The sequence below is a fragment of the Streptomyces sp. NPDC101234 genome (genome assembly GCF_044767525.1).
Lineage (GTDB): Bacteria > Actinomycetota > Actinomycetes > Streptomycetales > Streptomycetaceae > Streptomyces > Streptomyces sasae.
Genome location: NZ_JBIWOA010000004.1, coordinates 334,906 through 354,349 on the forward strand (window position 1 = coordinate 334,906; position 19,444 = coordinate 354,349).

The 19,444-nt window shown below is 71.4% G+C and carries 18 protein-coding genes and 1 pseudogene; 11 read left to right on the forward strand and 8 right to left on the reverse strand.

Translation table 11 applies throughout. The annotated features are described in order from the left end of the window. Positions 1-20 precede the first annotated feature (20 nt). Positions 21-1,013: a DUF3068 domain-containing protein gene (locus tag ACIRR9_RS10055; protein ID WP_403749476.1), complete on the forward strand. Its 993-nt coding sequence runs from the start codon at positions 21-23 to the stop codon at positions 1,011-1,013. Here the strand turns inward: ACIRR9_RS10055 and ACIRR9_RS10060 are convergent. Together ACIRR9_RS10060 and ACIRR9_RS10065 are read right to left on the reverse strand one after the other, a co-directional pair. Next, positions 1,003-3,789 carry an ATP-dependent RNA helicase gene (locus ACIRR9_RS10060; RefSeq protein ID WP_403749478.1) on the reverse strand — a complete coding sequence of 929 codons (2,787 nt, stop codon included), beginning with the start codon at positions 3,787-3,789 and terminating at the stop codon, positions 1,003-1,005. The genes ACIRR9_RS10055 and ACIRR9_RS10060 overlap by 11 nt on opposite strands. An 82-nt stretch (positions 3,790-3,871) precedes the next feature. Continuing rightward, positions 3,872-4,720, reverse strand: a complete 849-nt coding sequence (locus ACIRR9_RS10065; protein ID WP_365336101.1) for a class I SAM-dependent methyltransferase — start codon at positions 4,718-4,720, stop codon at positions 3,872-3,874. 368 nt (positions 4,721-5,088) lie between these two features. Here ACIRR9_RS10065 and rpsA point away from each other — a divergent pair, with 368 nt between their 5' ends. From rpsA to ACIRR9_RS10085, 4 genes are all read left to right on the forward strand, one after another. Further along, positions 5,089-6,585 (forward strand): 30S ribosomal protein S1, encoded by a 1,497-nt coding sequence (gene rpsA / locus ACIRR9_RS10070; protein ID WP_123977983.1) that lies wholly within the window; start codon positions 5,089-5,091, stop codon positions 6,583-6,585. A gap of 304 nt (positions 6,586-6,889) precedes the next feature. After that, entirely contained in the window at positions 6,890-7,828 is a 939-nt protein-coding gene (locus tag ACIRR9_RS10075; RefSeq protein ID WP_384563975.1) for a PAC2 family protein, read from the forward strand. A gap of 89 nt (positions 7,829-7,917) precedes the next feature. Next, positions 7,918-8,529: a dephospho-CoA kinase gene (gene coaE / locus ACIRR9_RS10080; protein ID WP_403749481.1), complete on the forward strand. Its 612-nt coding sequence runs from the start codon at positions 7,918-7,920 to the stop codon at positions 8,527-8,529. 72 nt (positions 8,530-8,601) lie between these two features. Next, a complete protein-coding gene (locus ACIRR9_RS10085) occupies positions 8,602-8,988 on the forward strand; it encodes a tetratricopeptide repeat protein (protein WP_123977986.1) in 387 nt (128 codons plus the stop codon). Between the two features lie 12 nt (positions 8,989-9,000). On the opposite strand, the gene ACIRR9_RS10090 is transcribed toward ACIRR9_RS10085, so the two are convergent. Next, positions 9,001-9,300 (reverse strand): DUF6343 family protein, encoded by a 300-nt coding sequence (locus ACIRR9_RS10090; protein WP_403749483.1) that lies wholly within the window; start codon positions 9,298-9,300, stop codon positions 9,001-9,003. Between the two features lie 65 nt (positions 9,301-9,365). Here ACIRR9_RS10090 and ACIRR9_RS10095 point away from each other — a divergent pair, with 65 nt between their 5' ends. Further along, positions 9,366-10,298 (forward strand): acyltransferase domain-containing protein, encoded by a 933-nt coding sequence (locus ACIRR9_RS10095; RefSeq protein WP_403749485.1) that lies wholly within the window; start codon positions 9,366-9,368, stop codon positions 10,296-10,298. Between the two features lie 127 nt (positions 10,299-10,425). Further along, positions 10,426-11,115, forward strand: coding sequence for a class I SAM-dependent methyltransferase (locus ACIRR9_RS10100; RefSeq protein WP_403749487.1), 690 nt, complete (start codon positions 10,426-10,428; stop codon positions 11,113-11,115). A gap of 97 nt (positions 11,116-11,212) precedes the next feature. Here ACIRR9_RS10100 and ACIRR9_RS10105 read toward each other — a convergent pair whose 3' ends face one another. After that, a complete protein-coding gene (locus tag ACIRR9_RS10105; protein WP_403749489.1) occupies positions 11,213-11,827 on the reverse strand; it encodes an RNA-binding S4 domain-containing protein in 615 nt (204 codons plus the stop codon). Positions 11,828-12,063: 236 nt separating this feature from the next. Between ACIRR9_RS10105 and ACIRR9_RS10110 the strand changes: the two genes are divergently transcribed. Next, on the forward strand, positions 12,064-12,765 hold the full coding sequence (locus ACIRR9_RS10110; RefSeq protein WP_403749490.1) for a uracil-DNA glycosylase: 702 nt from the start codon (positions 12,064-12,066) through the stop codon (positions 12,763-12,765). Positions 12,766-12,795: 30 nt separating this feature from the next. Here ACIRR9_RS10110 and ACIRR9_RS10115 read toward each other — a convergent pair whose 3' ends face one another. Next, a complete protein-coding gene (locus tag ACIRR9_RS10115; protein WP_403749492.1) occupies positions 12,796-14,268 on the reverse strand; it encodes a LamG domain-containing protein in 1,473 nt (490 codons plus the stop codon). Positions 14,269-14,372: 104 nt separating this feature from the next. Then, a complete protein-coding gene (locus ACIRR9_RS10120; RefSeq protein ID WP_365353122.1) occupies positions 14,373-15,041 on the reverse strand; it encodes a GntR family transcriptional regulator in 669 nt (222 codons plus the stop codon). Between the two features lie 194 nt (positions 15,042-15,235). Here ACIRR9_RS10120 and ACIRR9_RS10125 point away from each other — a divergent pair, with 194 nt between their 5' ends. The 3 genes from ACIRR9_RS10125 to ACIRR9_RS10135 all read left to right on the forward strand — a co-directional run bounded on the left by ACIRR9_RS10125 (position 15,236) and on the right by ACIRR9_RS10135 (position 18,093). Then, positions 15,236-16,693, forward strand: coding sequence for an NCS1 family nucleobase:cation symporter-1 (locus ACIRR9_RS10125; protein WP_403749494.1), 1,458 nt, complete (start codon positions 15,236-15,238; stop codon positions 16,691-16,693). A gap of 5 nt (positions 16,694-16,698) precedes the next feature. Further along, on the forward strand, positions 16,699-17,421 hold the full coding sequence (locus ACIRR9_RS10130) for an aspartate/glutamate racemase family protein (RefSeq protein WP_403749496.1): 723 nt from the start codon (positions 16,699-16,701) through the stop codon (positions 17,419-17,421). Positions 17,422-17,724: 303 nt separating this feature from the next. Then, a complete protein-coding gene (locus ACIRR9_RS10135) occupies positions 17,725-18,093 on the forward strand; it encodes an acetate uptake transporter (RefSeq protein WP_403749498.1) in 369 nt (122 codons plus the stop codon). A 212-nt stretch (positions 18,094-18,305) separates the two neighbouring features. Here ACIRR9_RS10135 and ACIRR9_RS10140 read toward each other — a convergent pair. Both ACIRR9_RS10140 and ACIRR9_RS10145 read right to left on the reverse strand, forming a co-directional pair. Continuing rightward, positions 18,306-18,759, reverse strand: a pseudogene (locus tag ACIRR9_RS10140) (GNAT family N-acetyltransferase). Continuing rightward, the gene (locus ACIRR9_RS10145; protein ID WP_403749500.1) at positions 18,756-19,172 is read right to left on the reverse strand and encodes a RidA family protein; all 417 of its coding nucleotides are present in this window, start codon (positions 19,170-19,172) and stop codon (positions 18,756-18,758) included. Before ACIRR9_RS10145 ends, ACIRR9_RS10140 begins: the two are co-directional and overlap by 4 nt. Between the last annotated feature and the right edge of the window lie 272 nt (positions 19,173-19,444).

Here is a 19,444-nt window from a genome sequence, read left to right on the forward strand (position 1 = left end):
CGCCGCCCCGGGAGGCCGAGATGCGCCGCAAGGCCAGTCTGGTCCTGCTCGCCTGCGCCGTGTTCTTCGCGGCGCTGTCCCCGCTGCTGCGCTGGTACGCCTTCCCGCGCCTCGCCAAGATCCCGGCGAACCAGTACCAGGACATGGTCCTGGTGGCGAAGAACGCCACGCTCCTCGACTACGGCACCATGCAGGCGAAGAAAGTCCCCCGGGTCACCATCGTGCAGACCCTCAAGGGCAACGTGGAGGCCGCGAAGGAGATCGAGCGGACGGCGGGCCGGGACGTCGTCGTCTGGGACGGGCTGTCCTACGTCCAGGGCCCCGACGGCAAGATGGTCTCCGAGATCCCCGAGCGCTACATCTTCGACGCCCACAGCCAGGAACCCGTCCACGCCACCGGCGAGATGGTCGACGGCGACCCGGTGACCCGGGACGGCATCGAGTTCAAGTGGCCGTTCCTGACCGAGAAGCGGGACTACGAGTACTTCGACGCGCAGACCCGCACCACCAACCCCATCCACTACAAGGGGACGCGGACCTTCCGGGGCGTCAAGGTCTACTACTTCGAGCAGACCATCCCGTGGACCAAGGTCGCGCTGCCCAAGAAGATGCCGGTGCAGGGCATCACCCCGGAGTCCGTCGCCAAGACCGGCACCACCCGCTGGTACACGACGGTCCGCAAGTTCTGGGTGGAACCCGTCACCGGAGCGCCCGTCTACGGCGAGGAGATCCACAAGGAGGAGCTGCGCGGCGGCACCCTGCTGGGCGGCCGCGCCAAGGTCACCGCCTTCGCCGGCGACGTGAAGATGCGCGAGGACTACATCGAGCACACGGTCGCCCTGGTGAAGCACAACCGCACGATCGTCCTGATGCTGACCTCCTACCTCCCCTGGGGCTTCCTGTCCCTCGGTGTCGCGCTGCTGGCCCTCTCCCTCTGCCTGGAGGCGCTGAGCCGCCGCCCCGCCGACCCGCAGCCGGCGCAGTCCACGATCCCGCAGCCGGTCAGCGCCTGAGCCGCGCGTTGGTGTGCCGGGTGGGCTCCGCGGTCGCGGGATCCTCCGGCCAGGGATGCTTCGGATACCGCCCCCGAAGCTCGGCCCGCACACCCCTGTACCCGTCCCTCCAGAAGGAGGCGAGGTCGGCGGTGACGGCGGCGGGCCGACCGGCGGGCGACAGCAGATGCACCAGCACCGGCACCCCGGCCACGGCGGGCGATTCCTGCAACCCGAACATCTCCTGCAACTTCACGGCGAGAACTGGCTGCTCGGGATCGGCGTAGTCGACCCGGATACGCGAACCGCTGGGTACGGCGATCCGCTCGGGCGCCAGCTCATCGAGCCGTCCCGCCTCCCCGCTCGCCCAGGGCAGCAGCCGCCGGAGCGCCTCCCCGGCGTCGACCCGCCCGAGATCGGACCGCCGTCGGGACCTGCCGAGCTCCGGCTCCAGCCAGTCGTCCACGCGCGCGTGCAGCGCGTTGTCGGACACGTCGGGCCAGGGCTCGCCGAGCCGCAGGTGAAGGAAAGCGAGCCGCTGCCGCAGTACGACAGCCTCGGGCGTCCACCGCAACAGGCCGAACCCCTCGTGCCGCAGCCCTTCGAGCAGCGCAGCGCGTACGAGGGCGGGGCCGGCGTCCCGCAGCGGCCGCACCGCGAGCTCGATCGCCCCGAGCCGTTCCACACGCCGCGCGACGACATCCCCGTCGGCCCAGTGCACCTCGTCCCGCTCGTCGAGCAGCGCCCCGGCGGCCGCTCGCGCGATCCCCTGGTCCACCACCGCCGCGAGCTGCACACGCGCGTGCCCCTTCCCCACGGGCCGGTCGGCGACGGCGACGGCGAGCCAGGGTGCGGACCGCAGCGGCGATCCGTCACGGAGTTCGGCACGGGTCCCCGAGACCATGAGGCAGGAACCGCCGTCCGCCCGGGCGACCCGCTCGGGAAAGGCGAGGGCGGCGACGAGCCCGGCGACATGGTCATCAGCAGCGCCCGGCCCGACCCCGACCCCGACCACGACCGGGGCCCCGGCCCCGACCCCGACCACGACCGGGGCCCCGGCCCCGGCCCCGACCCCGACTCCGGCATCGACCTCGGCCCCGACTTCGACTCCGGCCTCGACCTCGGCCTCGACTCCGGCCCCGGCCTCGACTTCGGCCCCGGCCTCGACTTCGACCTCGACTCCGGCCCCGGCCTCGACTCCGGCCCCGGCCTCGACTCCGGCCCCGACCTCGGCGGTGGCTCCGTCCTCGACCTCGCCTGTCGGCCGACGGTCATGGGCGGGTGGGTGGGAAATACCAACGAAGACGGCCCGCAGGCGCCGAACCTCCGCACGCCACCTCCCGGAATAGGCGTCACCCCCACGCCGCACACTCCGCAGAGCCGCCCCGAGATCGTCCCCGTACTCCCGAGGCACCTCCTCGCTCAACAGCGCGACCACCTCCGCAGCCCGCTCCACCCCCACCACCGCGGCACCGTCCATCAGGGCCCGCCCCAGCCGGGGGTGCAACCCCAGCCGCGCCAACTGCACCCCCCTCCCCGTGGCCCGACCGACGGAGTCGACCGCCTCGATCGCCGTCAGAAGAGTCCGCGCCGCCGCCATGGCCCCGCCCGGCGGTGGGTCCAGCAACGCCAGCCCCGCGGCCTCCGGGTCGCCCCAGCAGGCCGCCTGGAGGGCGAACGCGGTCAGGTCGGCCACCCTGATCTCCGGTGCCGGAAAGGCCGTGAGACGGGCGTCCTCGGCCTCGGTCCAACACCGGTACACCGTGCCCGGCGCCTCGCGCCCGGCGCGCCCCGCCCGCTGCCGCCCGGCCGCGCGCGACGCCCGCACCGTCGTCAGCGCGCTCAGCCCGCGCGCGTGGTCGACACGCGGCTCCCGCGCGAGCCCGGAGTCGACCACCACCCGGACGCCCGGGACGGTCAGCGAGGACTCCGCCACGGACGTGGTGAGGACCACCCGGCGCCGCGCCCCGGGCGCCAGCACAGCGTCCTGCACGGCCGCCGGTGCCCGGCCGTGCACCTGGAGCACTTCGACGCCCCCGAGGTCCCCCAGCTGCCCGGCCACGCGCGCGATCTCGCCGACCCCGGGCAGGAAGCACAGCACGTCACCGGAGCGCTCGGTCAGGGCCCGCCGCACGACGGATGCCACATGTGTCAGCAGGACGGGGTCGACGCGCATCCCGTGCGGCGGCCGTACCGGACGCACCGGCGGCGCCCACACCGTCTCCACGGGATATGACACGCCGTCCGCCTCGACCACCGGCGCGTCCCCCAGGAGCCGCGCCCAGCCCTGCGCGTCCGTCGTCGCCGACGCGGCCAGGAGCCGCAGCTCCGGCCGCAGCGTCTCCCGGACGTCCCAGAGGAAGGCAGCCACCGTGTCGGCGTCCAGATGGCGTTCGTGGCACTCGTCGAGGACGACGACGTCCACACCGGACAGCTCCTGGTCGCGCTGCAGACGCTGCAACAGCACACCCGTCGTGACGACCTCCACGCGCGCGCGGCGTCCCACGACCCGCTCGCCGCGCACGGTGTAGCCGACGCTCCGCCCGACCTGCTCGCCGAGCAGCCACGCCATCCGGCGGGCCGCCGCGCGTGCCGCGATCCGGCGGGGCTCGGCCACGACCACCCGCCGGGCCGGCCCCTCGCCCAGCAGCCCGGCCAGCGCCAACGGCACCAGCGTCGTCTTGCCGGTGCCGGGCGGTGCCACGAGGACGGCGGTGCCGTGCCCGTCCAGGGCGTCCTTCAGGCCGGGCAGGACCTGTCGTACGGGCAGCGCGTCCAGGGCGTCGTAGCGGATCACGCCCCTAGTGTCGTACGCCCCCGAAAACGCCCCGCACGCGCGCGTGCACAGTCAAGCTGCGTACGGCTCAATCCCGCTCGCATCAATCCCGCTCGCACACGAAGATCGCCGTCCCGGGGATGAGATTGCCCCGCAGCGGGGACCAGCCGCCCCACTCGGAGGTGTTCCAGGCCGGCCACTCCGGCTCCACCAGGTCCACCAGCCGCAAGCCCGAGGAGGCGATGTCGCGGACGCGGTCGCCGAGCGTGCGGTGGTGCTCGACGTACACCGCGCGGCCGTCGTCGTCCTGCTCGACGTACGGCGTCCGGTCGAAGTAGGACGAGGACACGGACAGGCCCTCGGGGCCCGGCTCGTCCGGGAACGCCCAGCGGATCGGATGGGTGACCGAGAAGACGAGGCGGCCGCCGGGACGCAGCACGCGGCGCACCTCGCGCAGCACCAGGCGCGGGTCCGCGACGAAGGGGAGCGCGCCGTACGCCGAGCACACCAGGTCGAACGAGGCGTCCGCGAAGGGGAGCTCGCCCGCGTCCGCGCAGACCAGGGGAAACGATCCGCCGATGCGCAAGGCGTGCTGGAGCTGGCGGTGCGAGATGTCCAGGGCGACCGGCCGGGCACCCTGCGCGGCCAGCCAGCGCGAGCACTGGGCCGCGCCGGCGCCGATCTCCAGGACGTCCTTGCCCTTCAGCTCCTCCGGCGGGCCGAGCAGCTCCGCCTCCACCTCGTCGAGGCCCTCGGGGCCCCACACGAAGCGGTCGTCGCCCAGGAACGTGCCGTGTTCGACCTGGTACTCGTCGGCGTTGCGGTCCCACCAGCCCCGGTTGGCCCGGCTGCTCTCCGCGACCCCGGCGGCACGCCGGGTGGCTTCGGGTTCGGCCTCTGTTCCGGACTGTGACCCGGTGTCTTCGAGGTCGAACGAATCGGGCTCTTGGATGATCGGCTCCCTCGTCGTACTCTTCCGTGCAACCCGTTCAGGGGAGTGTCACACGCGCGGTGTGTCAGGCGTGTGTGGCCTCGCGGGACGGTTCTTGTGCCGGGTATGCGGCGATCCGCCCCGGGTGTGCGCCTTCGCGCATTGACCCTGCCCGGCTGCCCCCGTATGCTACAAGTTGCGCTGCGGGCCTGCGCACCTCAGACGTAGCAGGCTGCGCTCGCATCTGTTGTATGTCCCCTCGGTTTTCGAGGCGCCACCAGCGGTTTTCTGTGGCGCTTCCTTGGCTGTCCGGCTTCATCAGAGCGAAACGGGCTCCCGGCGTAAGCAGTACCTACGACTTCAATGTCCGTACCGGAGCCCTTTCCCACATGACGAGCAGCACCGAGACCACCGCCACCACCCCGCAGGTTGCGGTCAACGACATCGGTAACGAGGAAGCCTTCCTCGCCGCGATCGACGAGACGATCAAGTACTTCAACGACGGCGACATCGTCGACGGCGTCATCGTGAAGGTCGACCGGGACGAGGTCCTGCTCGACATCGGTTACAAGACCGAAGGTGTCATCCCGAGCCGCGAACTCTCGATCAAGCACGACGTCGACCCCAACGAGGTCGTCGCCGTCGGTGACGAGATCGAAGCCCTTGTTCTCCAGAAGGAGGACAAGGAAGGCCGCCTGATCCTCTCGAAGAAGCGCGCCCAGTACGAGCGTGCCTGGGGCACCATCGAGAAGATCAAGGAAGAGGACGGCATCGTCACCGGTACCGTCATCGAGGTCGTCAAGGGTGGTCTCATCCTCGACATCGGCCTCCGTGGCTTCCTCCCGGCCTCCCTGGTCGAGATGCGCCGCGTCCGCGACCTCCAGCCCTACGTGGGCAAGGAGCTCGAGGCGAAGATCATCGAGCTGGACAAGAACCGCAACAACGTGGTCCTGTCCCGCCGTGCCTGGCTGGAGCAGACCCAGTCCGAGGTCCGCCAGACGTTCCTCACGACCCTCCAGAAGGGTCAGGTCCGCTCCGGTGTGGTCTCCTCGATCGTCAACTTCGGTGCCTTCGTGGACCTGGGTGGCGTCGACGGTCTGGTCCACGTCTCCGAGCTGTCCTGGAAGCACATCGACCACCCGTCCGAGGTTGTCGAGGTCGGCCAGGAGGTCACCGTCGAGGTCCTCGACGTCGACATGGACCGCGAGCGTGTCTCCCTGTCGCTGAAGGCGACCCAGGAAGACCCGTGGCAGCAGTTCGCCCGCACCCACCAGATCGGCCAGGTCGTGCCCGGTAAGGTCACGAAGCTGGTTCCGTTCGGTGCGTTCGTCCGCGTCGACGAGGGCATCGAGGGTCTGGTCCACATCTCCGAGCTGGCCGAGCGCCACGTGGAGATCCCGGAGCAGGTCGTCCAGGTCAACGACGAGATCTTCGTCAAGGTCATCGACATCGACCTCGAGCGCCGTCGCATCAGCCTCTCGCTGAAGCAGGCCAACGAGGCCTTCGGTGCCGACCCGGCCACGGTCGAGTTCGACCCGACCCTGTACGGCATGGCCGCGTCCTACGACGACCAGGGCAACTACATCTACCCCGAGGGCTTCGACCCCGAGACCAACGACTGGCTCGAGGGCTACGAGACCCAGCGCGAGGCGTGGGAGCACCAGTACGCCGAGGCGCAGCAGCGCTTCGAGCAGCACCAGCAGCAGGTCATCAAGAGCCGCGAGGCCGACGCTGCCGCTGCCGAGGAGGGTGGCGACGCCGCGGGTGCGGCTCCGGCCGCCGGTGGCGGTTCGTACTCCTCCGAGGGTGCGGACACCTCCGGTGCCCTCGCCTCGGACGAGGCGCTGGCCGCGCTCCGCGAGAAGCTCGCGGGTGGCCAGAGCTGAACGCTCACTGAGCAGTAGCTCCTGACCGAGGGGCCGCACCTTCCGAGGTGCGGTCCCTCGGTGTTTTCCGGCGGGAGTTGCCGGCCAGGGCCACGAACAGGGGCGCTCTGGACCAGGAGTTGACGGCCACCGGGCCCGGAGCGGTTCGGCGCGTTCCGCACGGCCGGGGCGGGGCCCGGCACGCGCGCGTGCCCGCCTTCCGGCCATGAAAAGGCGGTGAGATGTCGGCTGTTCACGTCGCCGACGGGAATGCCTGCGGTCCGTGCCACGTTGTGTCGTACGAACACGAGGAGGAGCGGTCACAGTGCTTGATCCGCAGGGTTTGTACGCATGGGAGCCGAAGGGCCTCGCCACCGTCGACATGGCGCTCGCCCAGGAGTCGGCCGGCCTTGTCATGCTCTACCACTTCGACGGATACATCGACGCGGGTGAGACCGGCGACCAGATCGTCGACCGGCTCCTGGACTCGCTGCCCCACCAGGTCGTCGCCCGCTTCGACCACGACCGGCTCGTGGACTACCGGGCCCGCCGCCCGCTGCTGACCTTCAAGCGGGACCGCTGGACCGAGTACGAGGAGCCCAGCATCGAGGTACGGCTGGTCCAGGACACCACGGGTGCGCCGTTCCTGCTGCTGTCCGGACCCGAGCCGGACGTCGAGTGGGAGCGCTTCGCCGCGGCCGTACGGCAGATCGTGGAGCGGCTCGGCGTCCGCCTGTCCGTGAACTTCCACGGCATCCCGATGGGCGTCCCGCACACCCGCCCCGTCGGCCTCACCCCGCACGGCAACCGCACCGACCTCGTCCCGGGCCACCGCAGCCCCTTCGACGAGGCACAGGTGCCCGGCAGCGCCGAGTCGCTGATGGAGTACCGCCTCATGGAGGCCGGCCACGACGTCCTGGGCGTCGCCGCGCACGTCCCGCACTACATCGCACGCTCGCCCTACCCGGACGCCGCCCTGACCGTCCTGGAGGCCATCACGGGCGCCACCGGGCTGGTCCTTCCGGGTATCGCGCACGCCCTGCGCACGGACGCGCACCGCACGCAGACGGAGATCGACCGCCAGATCCAGGAGGGCGACGAGGAGCTCACCGCCCTCGTCCAGGGCCTGGAGCACCAGTACGACGCGGCCGCGGGCGCCGAGACCCGGGGCAACATGCTCGCCGAGCCGGTGGAGATCCCGTCGGCCGACGAGATCGGCCTGGAGTTCGAGCGGTTCCTGGCGGAGCGCGAAGGCGACAACTGAGCGCCGTCCGGGCGACGGCCGAGGGCGGCCCGAGCGACGGCCGGGCCCCGTCCGGGCCGGTGTCGGTGGCAGGCCCTAAGCTTCGGGCCATGCTGAAAGTTGGCCTCACCGGCGGGATCGGCGCCGGCAAGAGCGAGGTGTCGCGGCTGCTCGTCGGGCGTGGCGCCGTGCTGATCGACGCGGACCGCATCGCACGTGAGGTCGTCGCGCAGGGAACTCCGGGTCTGGCGGCCGTCGTCGAGGCGTTCGGCCCGGACGTGCTCACCGCCGACGGCAGCCTGGACCGCCCGAAACTGGGTGCGATCGTCTTCGCCGACCCCGAGAGACTCGCCGTACTGAACTCGATCGTGCACCCTCTGGTCGGCGCCCGCTCCCGCGAGCTGGAGAGCGCGGCCGCCGCCGACGCCGTGGTGGTCCACGACGTCCCGCTCCTCGCGGAGAACGGCCTCGCGCCGCTCTACGACGTCGTGATCGTCGTGGACGCGGCTCCCGAGACCCAGCTCGACCGGCTGGTCCGGCTGCGGGGGATGACGGAGGAGGACGCACGCGCGCGCATGGCCGCGCAGGCGACGCGCGAGAAGCGCCTGGAGATCGCCGACATCGTGGTCGACAACGACGTGCCCCTGGACGCACTCGAACGGCGCGTCGAGGAGGTCTGGGTCGACCTCGTGGGCAGGGCGCAGCGGTCCGGTTCGAATTAGCGGGCACGCGTCATCGAAATAGCGGGCACCCGTCCGGGCGTTGAACCGCTTCAGTGAGGGAAGGACTCTGCCGTGCCCGAGACCAGCGGTTCGACCGGACGTACTCCGGAGACGCATGTCATCGACTTCCGTGCCGCGGAGCACCTGCTCAACGCACGGGACCCGCGGGGCGCGGTGAAACTGCTCGACGGAGTGATCGCCGCCCACCCCGAGAACACCGCCGCCCGGCTGCTGCGCGCGCGAGCTTTTTTCGCCGCCGCGCAACTGCGTCCCGCCGAGCTGGAGTTCACCATCGTCCTGGAGCGCGAGCCGGACAACGCGTTCGCGCACTTCGCGCTCGCCCGCACCTACCAACGCCAGGGACGCGCGGACCTCGCGATACGCCACTTCCGGCTGGCGGCCGCGCTGGACCCCAACCCGGAGTACCTGAAGGCGGCCCGGTTCGACGGCGGTGCGTGACCGGACGGCCGATCACGGATGACCATGCCGCGGCGGCCGCCGGAACGGCGGCGGGCGGGTGTCCGCCGGCCGGTACGGGGGCACATCGCGGCCCGGCTGATAGTGCGGGCCCTGCCTGATGTGCCTGAGGATCACGGTCATGTCGACGGCGGCCACCAGCCACAGGACTCCGCAGGCGGCCGCCCAGCCGGGACGGCCGACCAGCGCGAACACCGCGGTGCCGAAGATCGCCCAGGCCAGTCCCCACAGGCTCAGCCACAACCGCGCTCGCAGCGCACTGCGCGCGGTCGTCGGTTCACTGCCCGTCCGCATCCCCGTCACCACTCCTCCTTGCAACGTACTCTCTGACCAGGACGTTCACAAAGGGGGACCCCGCTGTGCTGCCGGACGCCGACGACCTGCCCGACCTGCTCCTCGACCTGGCCGTGCCGCACGAGGACATCAACTCGCTGGTGGCACTGCGGCGGGCCGTGACCGCCGATCCCGGAGTACGACGGCTGCTGACGGAGTGCGTCGAGGACGCGACCGGTGCCGTACGGGAGGTCGACGACCCCGAGGGCCTCGGCGCCCGGGCCGCCCAGGCCCCGGCCGCGCTCGGCGAGTACTTCCTCGTGTACGTCTTCCTCGCCGCGCTGCCTCATGCCCGCGCGTCGCACCGGGCGCGCGGCATCCCCGGCGACGTCTCCCGGCACACCCTCGCCGACCTCGGCCGTGGCATGGCACTGCACCGCAGACAGTACGGCCGAGGAGGGCTCGCAACGCGCCAGGCACACTGGCTCACCCGCCACTTCTGCGGCCGTCTCTACCAGCTGGGACGACTGCAGTACGAGCGGACAGGGCTCGGCGATCGCACGGCACGGGCGATCACGGCGGCCGGAACCGACGCGACCGGTGGCGAGCCCTGCCTGGACCTGCACATCCCCGACTTCCTCGGGCCGCTCACCCCCGCCGCCTGCGACCGCTCCGTGGACCGGGCCCGGGAGTTCTTCGAGCGGTACTTTCCCGAGGAGCCGCACGCCGTCGCGACCTGCCACTCCTGGCTGCTCGATCCGCAGCTGCGACGCCACCTGAAGGCGGACTCCAACATCGTCCGCTTCCAGGAGAGGTTCCGGCCCGGGTGGGAGGATCCGGAGCCGGCCGACACCACCCCGGTCGGCTTCGTCTTCGGCGACCCGGACCTGCCGGTGGCGGACCTGCCCCGGCGCACCCCGGTGGAGCGGGCGGTCGGTGACCATCTGCGGGCGGGCGGCCACTGGTACGTGGGCCACGGATGGTTCCCGTGGCCCCGGACCGACCTCCTCCGAACCTGACTGGCCATCAACTCCCTTTGATATGAGGAAAGTTCCCGTCCGCCCATGAATTGCTCGAACGAGTGAACCGTCGGTGCGCGGGAACGAGCCGGCCGCGGCCGGCCGTTGTTCGGGCATGACGGTTGAAATGCGTGAGGGGTATGAGGGAACGGGACCCGGTGCGATCACCCCGGACGGCTGCGCGGTGGAGCTGTATTCACGGCTGGCCGCGGGGGGCGAGCCGGACATCATCGAGGCGGCGGTGCCGGCCGGCGCCCACATCCTGGAGCTGGGCTGCGGAGTCGGGCGGATGACGCACCCGCTGCTGGAGCGCGGGTTCACGGTCACGGCGGTGGACGAGTCGGCCGAGATGCTGGAGCGCGTGCGCGGGGCGCGCACGATACGCGGCGCCATCGAGGAGCTCGACCTGGGCGAGAGATTCGACGTGGTGATGCTCGCGTCGTTCCTGGTGCACGCAGGGGACGTGGAGGTGCGCCGGGGCATGCTGCGCGCCTGCGCGGCGCATGTGGCGGACGGCGGCTGCGTGCTCGTCCAGCGGGAAGGCGCGGACTACCACTCGAACGTGCCGAGAGAGCGGGTCGACCCGAGCGGCTACACCATCCGGATCGCGGCCGTGGAACCGGTCGGGGACGGGGTGAACTCGATTCGTGCGGAGTACGAGTTCCCGGACGCTGCCTGGACACAGACGTTCCTGGCCCGGCCGCTGACCGAGGAACAGTTCGAGGAGGCGCTCGCGGAAGCGGGACTGGAGGTGGACAGGTATCTGACCGAGGACGGGACATGGGTCCGAGCAGTGCCTGCAACCCGGGCGGCGTAGCCGGAGCCAGGCCCGGCCGAGCCGAGCCCCTGCCGAGCCCTGTGAGGCCTTGCGGGGCCCTGTGAGGCCTTGCGGGGCGCTGAGCCCGCCCGGTGGATCATCGCCCGCCGGGGCGCCCACCGCTCGGTCGGCCGGTTCCCCCCGTACCACCCGATCCACCCGTTCCGCCCATGCCCATCCCGCCGAGGCCGCGCAGCCGCTCCAGCTCGCGGCGGTCGCGCTTGGTCGGGCGGCCGGCGCCGCGGTCACGGATGCCGATGGGGGCGACGGCCTCACGGGGCGGGGGCGGCGGGGAGTTGTCGATATAGCACTGGGCGGCCACCGGGGCACCGACCCGCTTGCGGATCAGCCGCTTCACGATGACGACGCGCTCTCGCCCCTCGTGGCGCAGCCGCACCTCGTCACCGACGCGTACGGAGTGGGCGGGCTTGACCCGCTCGCCGTTCACCTGCACATGCCCGCCCCGGCAGGCGGTGGCGCCCATGGACCGGGTCTTGATCAGGCGCACGGCCCAGATCCAGCTGTCGACCCGCACGGTCTCCCCGGGCGCCGGCGCCGCGGCCTCGGCGGCGGCGATCGCAGCGGCCAGGGCGGCGGGGTCGAGGGCCGGGGCGGCAGGGGCGGCGGTGGCCTCGGCAGGCTCGGCGGACGCGGGGGCCTCGGCCCCGTCGCTCCCGCGCTCGCTGATCTCGTCCGTGTCGTCGACAGCCATGCCCCGACCTTAGCCCCCTGACGCAGCGGAAACGGAGGTGATTACGGCGCCCCGAAAGGGGCGCGGGGCCGTATCGATATGCGGCTCCGCCGCGTGGGTGCGACCAGCCACGGTCGACCCGCAGCCGCCGGCTCGCACAATCCGACACGGCGCTCCCGCGCACTCCTGCCGCACCGACCGATCGGATCCGAACGAACCCTTCTTTCACCCAGGTCACCCGGGCCTACCGTTGAGGCATGGACGACGCCTCCCTCGCCCGGCTCGCCGAGCTCGACCACCGCGTCAGCGCGTGCCGAGCCTGCCCCCGCCTGGTCGCCTGGCGGGAGGAGGTGGCGCGTACCAAGCGCGCAGCGTTCGCCGACTGGACGTACTGGGGCCGCCCGGTGCCCGGCTTCGGACCGCCCGACGCCCGGCTGCTGATCATCGGCCTCGCCCCGGCCGCACACGGCGGCAACCGCACCGGCCGGATGTTCACCGGGGACCGTTCCGGTGACGTGCTCTACCAGGCGTTGTACGACGTCGGGCTCGCCTCGCAGCCGACGTCGGTGAGTGCCGGCGACGGTCTGGAGCTGTACGGCGTGCGGGTCACCTCGCCCGTGCACTGCGCCCCGCCCGCCAACAAGCCGACCCCCGAGGAGCGCGACACCTGCCGACCCTGGCTGGTGGAGGAGCTGAGGCTGCTGCGGCCGACACTGCGTGCCGCCGTCGTGCTCGGCGCGTTCGGCTGGCAGGCGGCGCTGCCGGCGTTCGCTGACGCGGGCTGGGCCGTGCCCCGGCCCCGCCCGGCCTTCGCCCACGGCGCCCGGGTCGACCTCGGGGGCCTGGACCTCCTCGGCTGCTTCCACGTCAGCCAGCGCAACACCTTCACCGGCCGCCTCACGCCCGAGATGCTCCGCGAGGTGCTGCGGACGGCGGCGGAAGCGGCCGGGCTGTCCTAAGGGGAGCGGCTGCCGTCAGGGGAGCGGGGGTCAGACGATCCGGGCCGCCGCCACCGGGCGGTCGCCGACCGGGTGGGTGCCGGTGGACGCGGACGAGTTGACGCTCCAGCGGTAGCGGGAGAACTCGCCGGTGGCGTCGGAGGCGTAGAACATCATGTGACCGATGCCGACGCCCTGGAAGTTCTCGCCGTCCACGGAGCCGACCATGCGGGTGTCCGGGTACTGCGGGTAGTTGGTCAGGCCGTAGACACCGTGCGGGTCGGAGGTGCAGTCGAGGATCTCGACGGCGTACTGGGTCTCGCCGGTGAAGTCGGCGACGCCGCTGAAGACCCCCTTGACCTCGCGGACCATCACGATGTGCCCGGTGTTGTCCGCGTCCTGTCCGTTGTAGTCGACGGCGATCAGGTCGCCCGGCCGCAGGTCGGTCACCTTGTGGATGCGGCGGAAGCGAGGGCCCGCGGTGTCGTTGCGGAACGCCGAGCAGTAGTCGGCCGCCTCCGGTCCCTTCTCCTGGAAGTACTGGAGGAAGTAGGCGTCGGTCGCCCAGCCGTAGGTGTGCTTGAGCAGTGCCGTGACGAAGGACGAGCAGCGGGCCCGGGCCACCCAGCTCGCGAGGTCGTCCGGGCGGCCCCAGGTCACGGTCGCCGTGGCGTTCATCAGATAGACGTTGTTGGCACGTGCCGTGGCGCCGCCGATCAGTGCGATCTCATCCGCGCTCAGGGCACGGGCGTAGACGCGGACGTCGTCGATCGCGCCCTTGAAGCGGTTCACATAACCGCCGTCCCAGCGGGCCCGGCCGATGTTGAAGCCCTGCGTCGCGGCCCAGGAGAGGGTGGTGTCGGCGCTGCCTTCCAGCGCGCCGTTCACGTAGAGCAGCACATGGGTGCCGTCCCAGACGCCGGTCAGGTGGGTCCAGACACCGGCCTTGGTGACGGGTGCGGCGCCGAGCGCGGAGATCTTGGTGCTCTGGTCCTCGCTGCGCACCTTGAAGGCCCAGGTCCCGGCCGTGTTGTCGTACTGGAGCAGGAAGCGGCTGTCGCTGCCGCCGTCCTGGCTGACGGCCGTGTACATGTTCGTCAGCACGGCGTCGTCGGCCAGCCGGACCCAGGCCGCGACCGTGAACGGGGCCGTGGTGTCGAGGACGGAAGCGGTGGCGGCGTAGGCCCCGGAGGTGCCGTCGAAGCTCAGCTCACCGCCCGCCCGCAGAGCGGTCCAGCTCGCTCCCGGACCCAGGGTGACGGGATGCTGCAGACCGGAGCGGTCGGCGCCGGAGCCGTCCAGCGGCCAGTGTCCGGCGAGTCCGGTCGGCAGGTAGCCGGCCGCCAGCATGCGCTGGTACTGCACCAGTTGCTCGGCCTCGGCCAGATGCGGTGCCGCGACCGGGGTGAACGGTGTGTCCAGCGGGGTGCCGGCCGCGGCGGTGCCCGTGCCCGCCGCCATGCCGGTCACCGCGCCCATCCCCACGAGCGCGGCTCCGCTCAACAGCCCCCGTCTGCTCACCATGGCCATGTCCTCCCCGTTCGATCCGTTCGATCTGTTCGGATCCGTTCCGATCTTCCTCGGCGGGAGAACTTTAGGAGACTCCTGTGGGAACCGGTGTTCCCCGGCTAGCCATCGGCGTCCTCGCCGAAGAGATGCCGCACCGTCGACCGGTAGTTGGCCTGGACGTGGCCGAGCGCGCGGGCGCGGGCTCGGTCCGGGTCGCCGGAGGCGATCGCGTCGTACAGCTCGCGGTGTTCTGCGAGGAGCTGGGGCCACTCCTCGTTGCGCCGGGTGAGCCAGCGGAGCCGGCCGTCGACCGGTTCCATCACCGAGATGAGCAGGCTGTTGCCGGCCAGGGCGAGGATCCGGTCGTGGAAGCGGGTGTTGATGTCGGTGATCGCCTCGGCGTCGTCCACCGCCGTCGCCGTCGCCGCCAGGTCGAGCAGTTCCCGCAGTTCGGCCAGTGCCTCGGGCGTCGCCCGCGCCGCCGCCAGCCCGGCCGCGTACACCTCCAACGCCTCGCGCAGCTCGAAGAGTTCCTTGACGTCGGTGGGGGTCAACCGGCGCACGACCGTACGGCGGGCCGACTCGAAGAGCACGAAACCCTCGGCGACCAGGGCCCGGATCGCCTCCCGGACCGGCACCCGGGACACCCCGAAGCGCTCGGCCAGTTCGCGCTCGACCAGCCGGTCGCCCGGGGCCAGCCGCCCCTCGATGATGTCCTGCCGCAGGGTCGCGAGGACGCGCTCGCGCACCGCGCCCAGGGGTTCGATCTTCGTCGTGGGGGAGCCCATGAGGCCATTTTCGCCGACCCGAGGGGGCTTTTACGGAGCCGTAACGGGACGGACATCGGTCGGAACGCTTGACGGGAGCACTATGACCGCAGTTTGGTATACCAAACGCGCGCAGAATCCGGCATCCGGCATCCGACGGCAGCACCCGGCAGCCGTCCTTCTCCCTCCCCGCCCCCGTAGTCCCTGGAGGCCCCGTGTCCCTGGCCGACCGCGCCGAAGCCACCGGCGCACCCGCGTTCGTCCCCGACCCCCGGCTCACCAACGACGACCTCGCCCCCGCCGAGCAGCGGAACTGGAAGGTCTTCGACCTCTTCGCCATGTGGATGTCCGACGTCCACAACCTCGGCAACTACACGTTCGCCGCCGGCCTGCTGGTCCTCGGCATGAACGTCTGGCAGGTCTTCACCTCCCTCCTCGCCGGCTTCGTGCTGATCTACATCGGCATGAACTGGATGGGCAGGATCGGCCAGCGCCACGGCGTGCCGTTCCCCGTGGTCAGCCGGATCAGCTTCGGCGTCTGGGGCGCCAACATCCCCGCGCTGATCAGAGCCGTGATCGCCATCATGTGGTACGGCATCCAGACCTATCTGGCGTCCGTGGCCGTCAACGTGATGCTGCTGGCGGCCTGGCCCGGCCTGAAGTCGCTCACCGAGAGCTCCTTCCTGGGCCTGGACACACTGGGCTGGATCTCCTTCGTCTCGCTCTGGCTGATCCAGGCGGCGATCATCAGCCGGGGCATGGAGACGATCCGCAGGTTCCAGGACTTCTGCGGCCCGGCGATCTGGCTGGTGATGATCGCCCTCGCCGTCTGGATCCTCGCCAAGGCCCACTGGACCATCTCGCTCACCTCCACCCCGCACCCGGTCTCCACCGGAGAGCAGTGGCGGCAGTGGTTCGGCGCGATCGGCCTGATCCTCGCCACCTACGGCACGCTGATGCTCAACTTCTGCGACTTCTCGCGCTTCGCACCGGACTACCGCACCGTCCGCCGCGGCAACTTCTGGGGCCTGCCCGTCAACTCCACGGCCTTCGTGGTCGTCTCCGTGATCGTCACGGCGGGCTCGCTGGAGGTCTTCGGCGAGGCCATCACCGACCCGGCCGAACTGGTCGCCAAGGTCGGCAACACCTGGGTCCTGGTCGTGGCCGCCCTGACCTTCGCGGTCGCCACCATGGGCGTCAACATCGTCGCCAACTTCGTCTCACCGGCGTACGACCTGGCCAACGTCTGGCCGCAGAAGATCAGCTTCAGGGTCGGCGGCATGATCAGCACGGTTGCCGCGCTGGTCGTCACCCCCTGGAACCTCTTCTCCAACCCCACCGTCGTCAACTACTTCCTCGGCGGCCTCGGCGCCTTCCTGGGACCGCTGTTCGGTGTGATCATGGTCGACTACTACGCGATCAAGCGCGGCAAGGTCGATGTGCAGCAGCTCTTCGACGCGGCGCCCGGCTCCCCGTACTACTACCGCAAGGGCGTCAACCCCAAGGCGCTGTGGGCGTTCCTGCCCTCGGCGGCGGTTGCGGGCGTGCTCGCGCTGGTGAAGACGTTCAGCGATGTGGCGCCGTACTCCTGGTTCATCGGCACGGCGCTGGCCGCTGGCCTGTACCTGGCGCTGTGCCGTCGCGATCGAACCCCCGTGACCGAGGAGGTCTGACGGACGTGCGGATCGTCGTCACCAACTGCAACACCACGCAGGAGATGACCGAGGAGATCGTACGAGGTGCCCGGGCCGCCGCAGGCCCGGGCACCGCCGTGACCGGACTGACCCCGGGCTGGGGGCCCGAGTCGGCGGAGGGCTGGCTCGACAGCTACCTGTCGGCGGCCGCCGTCCTGGACGCGCTGCGGACGTACCAGGGTCCGCCGTACGACGCCGTGGTCATGGCGGGTTTCGGCGAGCACGGGCGGGAGGGCGTCCGGGAGCTGGTGGACGTGCCGGTCGTGGACATCACCGAGGCCGCCGCGCATCTCGCCTGCCTGCTGGGCCGCCGCTACGGCGTCGTCACCACGCTGGAGCGGTCGCGCGGGCAGATCGAGGACAGCCTGGAGACCGCCGGGGTGGCCCGCAACTGCGTCGCCGTCGCCGGCACCGGACTGGGCGTCCTCGACCTCGCGGGCGACCCCGGGCGCACCGAGGCCGCGTTCCTGGCGGCGGCCGAACGGGTCCGCGACGCCGGCGCCGAGGTCCTGGTCCTGGGCTGCGCCGGTATGACCGGGTTGCAGCGGGTGGTGGGGAAGAAGCTCGGGGTTCCGGTGGTCGACGGGGTCGGCGCGGCGGTGAAGCTCGCCGAGTCGCTGGTGACGCTGGGGCTCACGACCAGCCGGGCGGGAAGCTACGGGAAACCGCTGGCGAAGCGGCGGATATGGGGTGCGGGCGGCGCATAGGGACGACGACTTCGGGAACACGGATCACGTGGGACGCGCGGCGCCGCCGTGTCCTCGGTGGTGCCTGAAATGATCTCACGTTCTTGTGATCCATGTCACAGGGGGAGGGGGGGAGGTAAATGAGCACCCCTACCACCGAAACCGGACGGTCGCGGACCCCGGCCCGCTCGGCCTCGCCGCCTTCGCGACGACACCTTCGTCCTCAGCGTCTTCAACGCCGGCCTGATCACCGACAAGAGCCTGGCCGCCGTCGTCCTCCCGATCGCCCTCTTCTAGGGCGGCCTGGCCCAAACGCTCGCGGCCATGTGGGAGTTCCGGAAGGGCAACACCTTCGGAGCCACGGCCTTCGGGTCGTACGGCGCCTTCTGGCTGGCGTACGCCGCCTACGCGAAGTTCGTCGCGGGCAGCCTCCCGGCCGCCACCGCGCACCAGGCGACCGGACTGTTCCTGCTGGCGTTCGCGATCTTCACGGTCTATATGACCGTCGCCGCGACCCGTACCACCGGAGCCCTGCTGGCCGTGCTCGCCACCCTGTCGGCCACGTTCATCGTGCTGTGCGTCGGCGAGTTCGCGCAGTCGCCCGGCACCGTCAGGGTCGGTGGCCGGCCCGGCCTGGTCACGGCCGTGTGCGCCTGGTCCGCGTCGTTCGCGGGCGTCACCAACTCCACCTAGCACCGTGCCGTCCTGCCGGTCTTCCCGAACATCGGTGAGCACCTGCGACCCCACCGCGGCCACCACGGGCCGTTCGGGGCCCACGCCTGACCGACACCGGCGGTGAGACATCTCCAACCTGCTGCACGAGGAGCGGCGCTTCCCACCAGCCCTCCGGGCCGGTCAACGCCACCGCGGCGTACAACTGCCTGGACCGGCATGTCGCCGCCGGCTCATGGCTGCCAGACGTACCGCACATCCGGCTCCCGCTCCTCGTTCCCGCTCCCGTCCGTGTATTCGACGGCGACGAAGCCGTGCCGCTCGTAGAACCGGTGGGCGGGCTTGTTGACCTGGAAGGTCCAGAGGGTGAGCCCCTGCGGGGAGCGCCGTTTCGCCACCGCGACGAACTGGTCCCCGACACCCCGCCCCCGCCACCCGGGGTCCAGATACAACTGGGACAGCACATCCCCCCCCGAGCACCATCACCCCCACCACCCGGCCGCCCGCCTCCGCGAGCCAGGTCTCCCGCTCCGGTACCACGACGTCCCGGAAGTAGGCGCGCACCTCGTCGTCGGAGTGCGCCCGGACCACGCCCGGCAGGGCGGCACTGTACGACCGCAGCCAGACGTCCGCGACGGCATCGGCGTCCGGACCGGCGGCCCGGCGCAGCACGACCTCGGCGGTCACGCCCGCGTCCCCTCGTCGGGTACGACGGCCGTGGCCGTGATCTCCACCAGCTGCCCGCTGTAACCCAGGCAGGCCACGCCGACGAGCGTCGAAGAATGCGGCCCGGCACTGAGCCCGGACGCCTCGACGACCTCCCAGACGGCGGAGAGCACCGCGGTCTCACTGCTGACGACATACACATCGGTCGCCACCACATGCCCCAGGCCGGAGCCCACTGCCCGCAACTGCTCTCCGAGATTCGCCAGCACCTGCTCGGCCTGCCGCACCGGGTCCCCCGCACCGACCAACTGCCCGGCGGCGTCGAGCGGGACGGCCCCGGCGAGGAACGCGAGTCTCGTACCGGCCTCGACGACGGAGGCGTGCGAGTAGGTCGGCGGCGGGAAGAGGGCGGGGACGCTGACACGACGGATCACGATGGCTCCTCGGACGGACGACGGAGAACCTTCCGATCATCCGAGAGACGAATCGCCGCCGCATCAGAATTATTCAGCCGGCGAGCGCGTCGCGGCGAACAACAGGGAGCGCACACGCTGAAGTTCCCGACGGTGCCGGGCCGTCCGGGCCGATCTCGACGGCTCTGACGCCGGACTGCGTCAGGGGCTCTGGTTGCTGTACCGGGACCTGTGGTCGGGCGTCTCGCGCCAGTTACCACACTCGTCTTCCGAATGGAGTTTCCTTTCGGCTT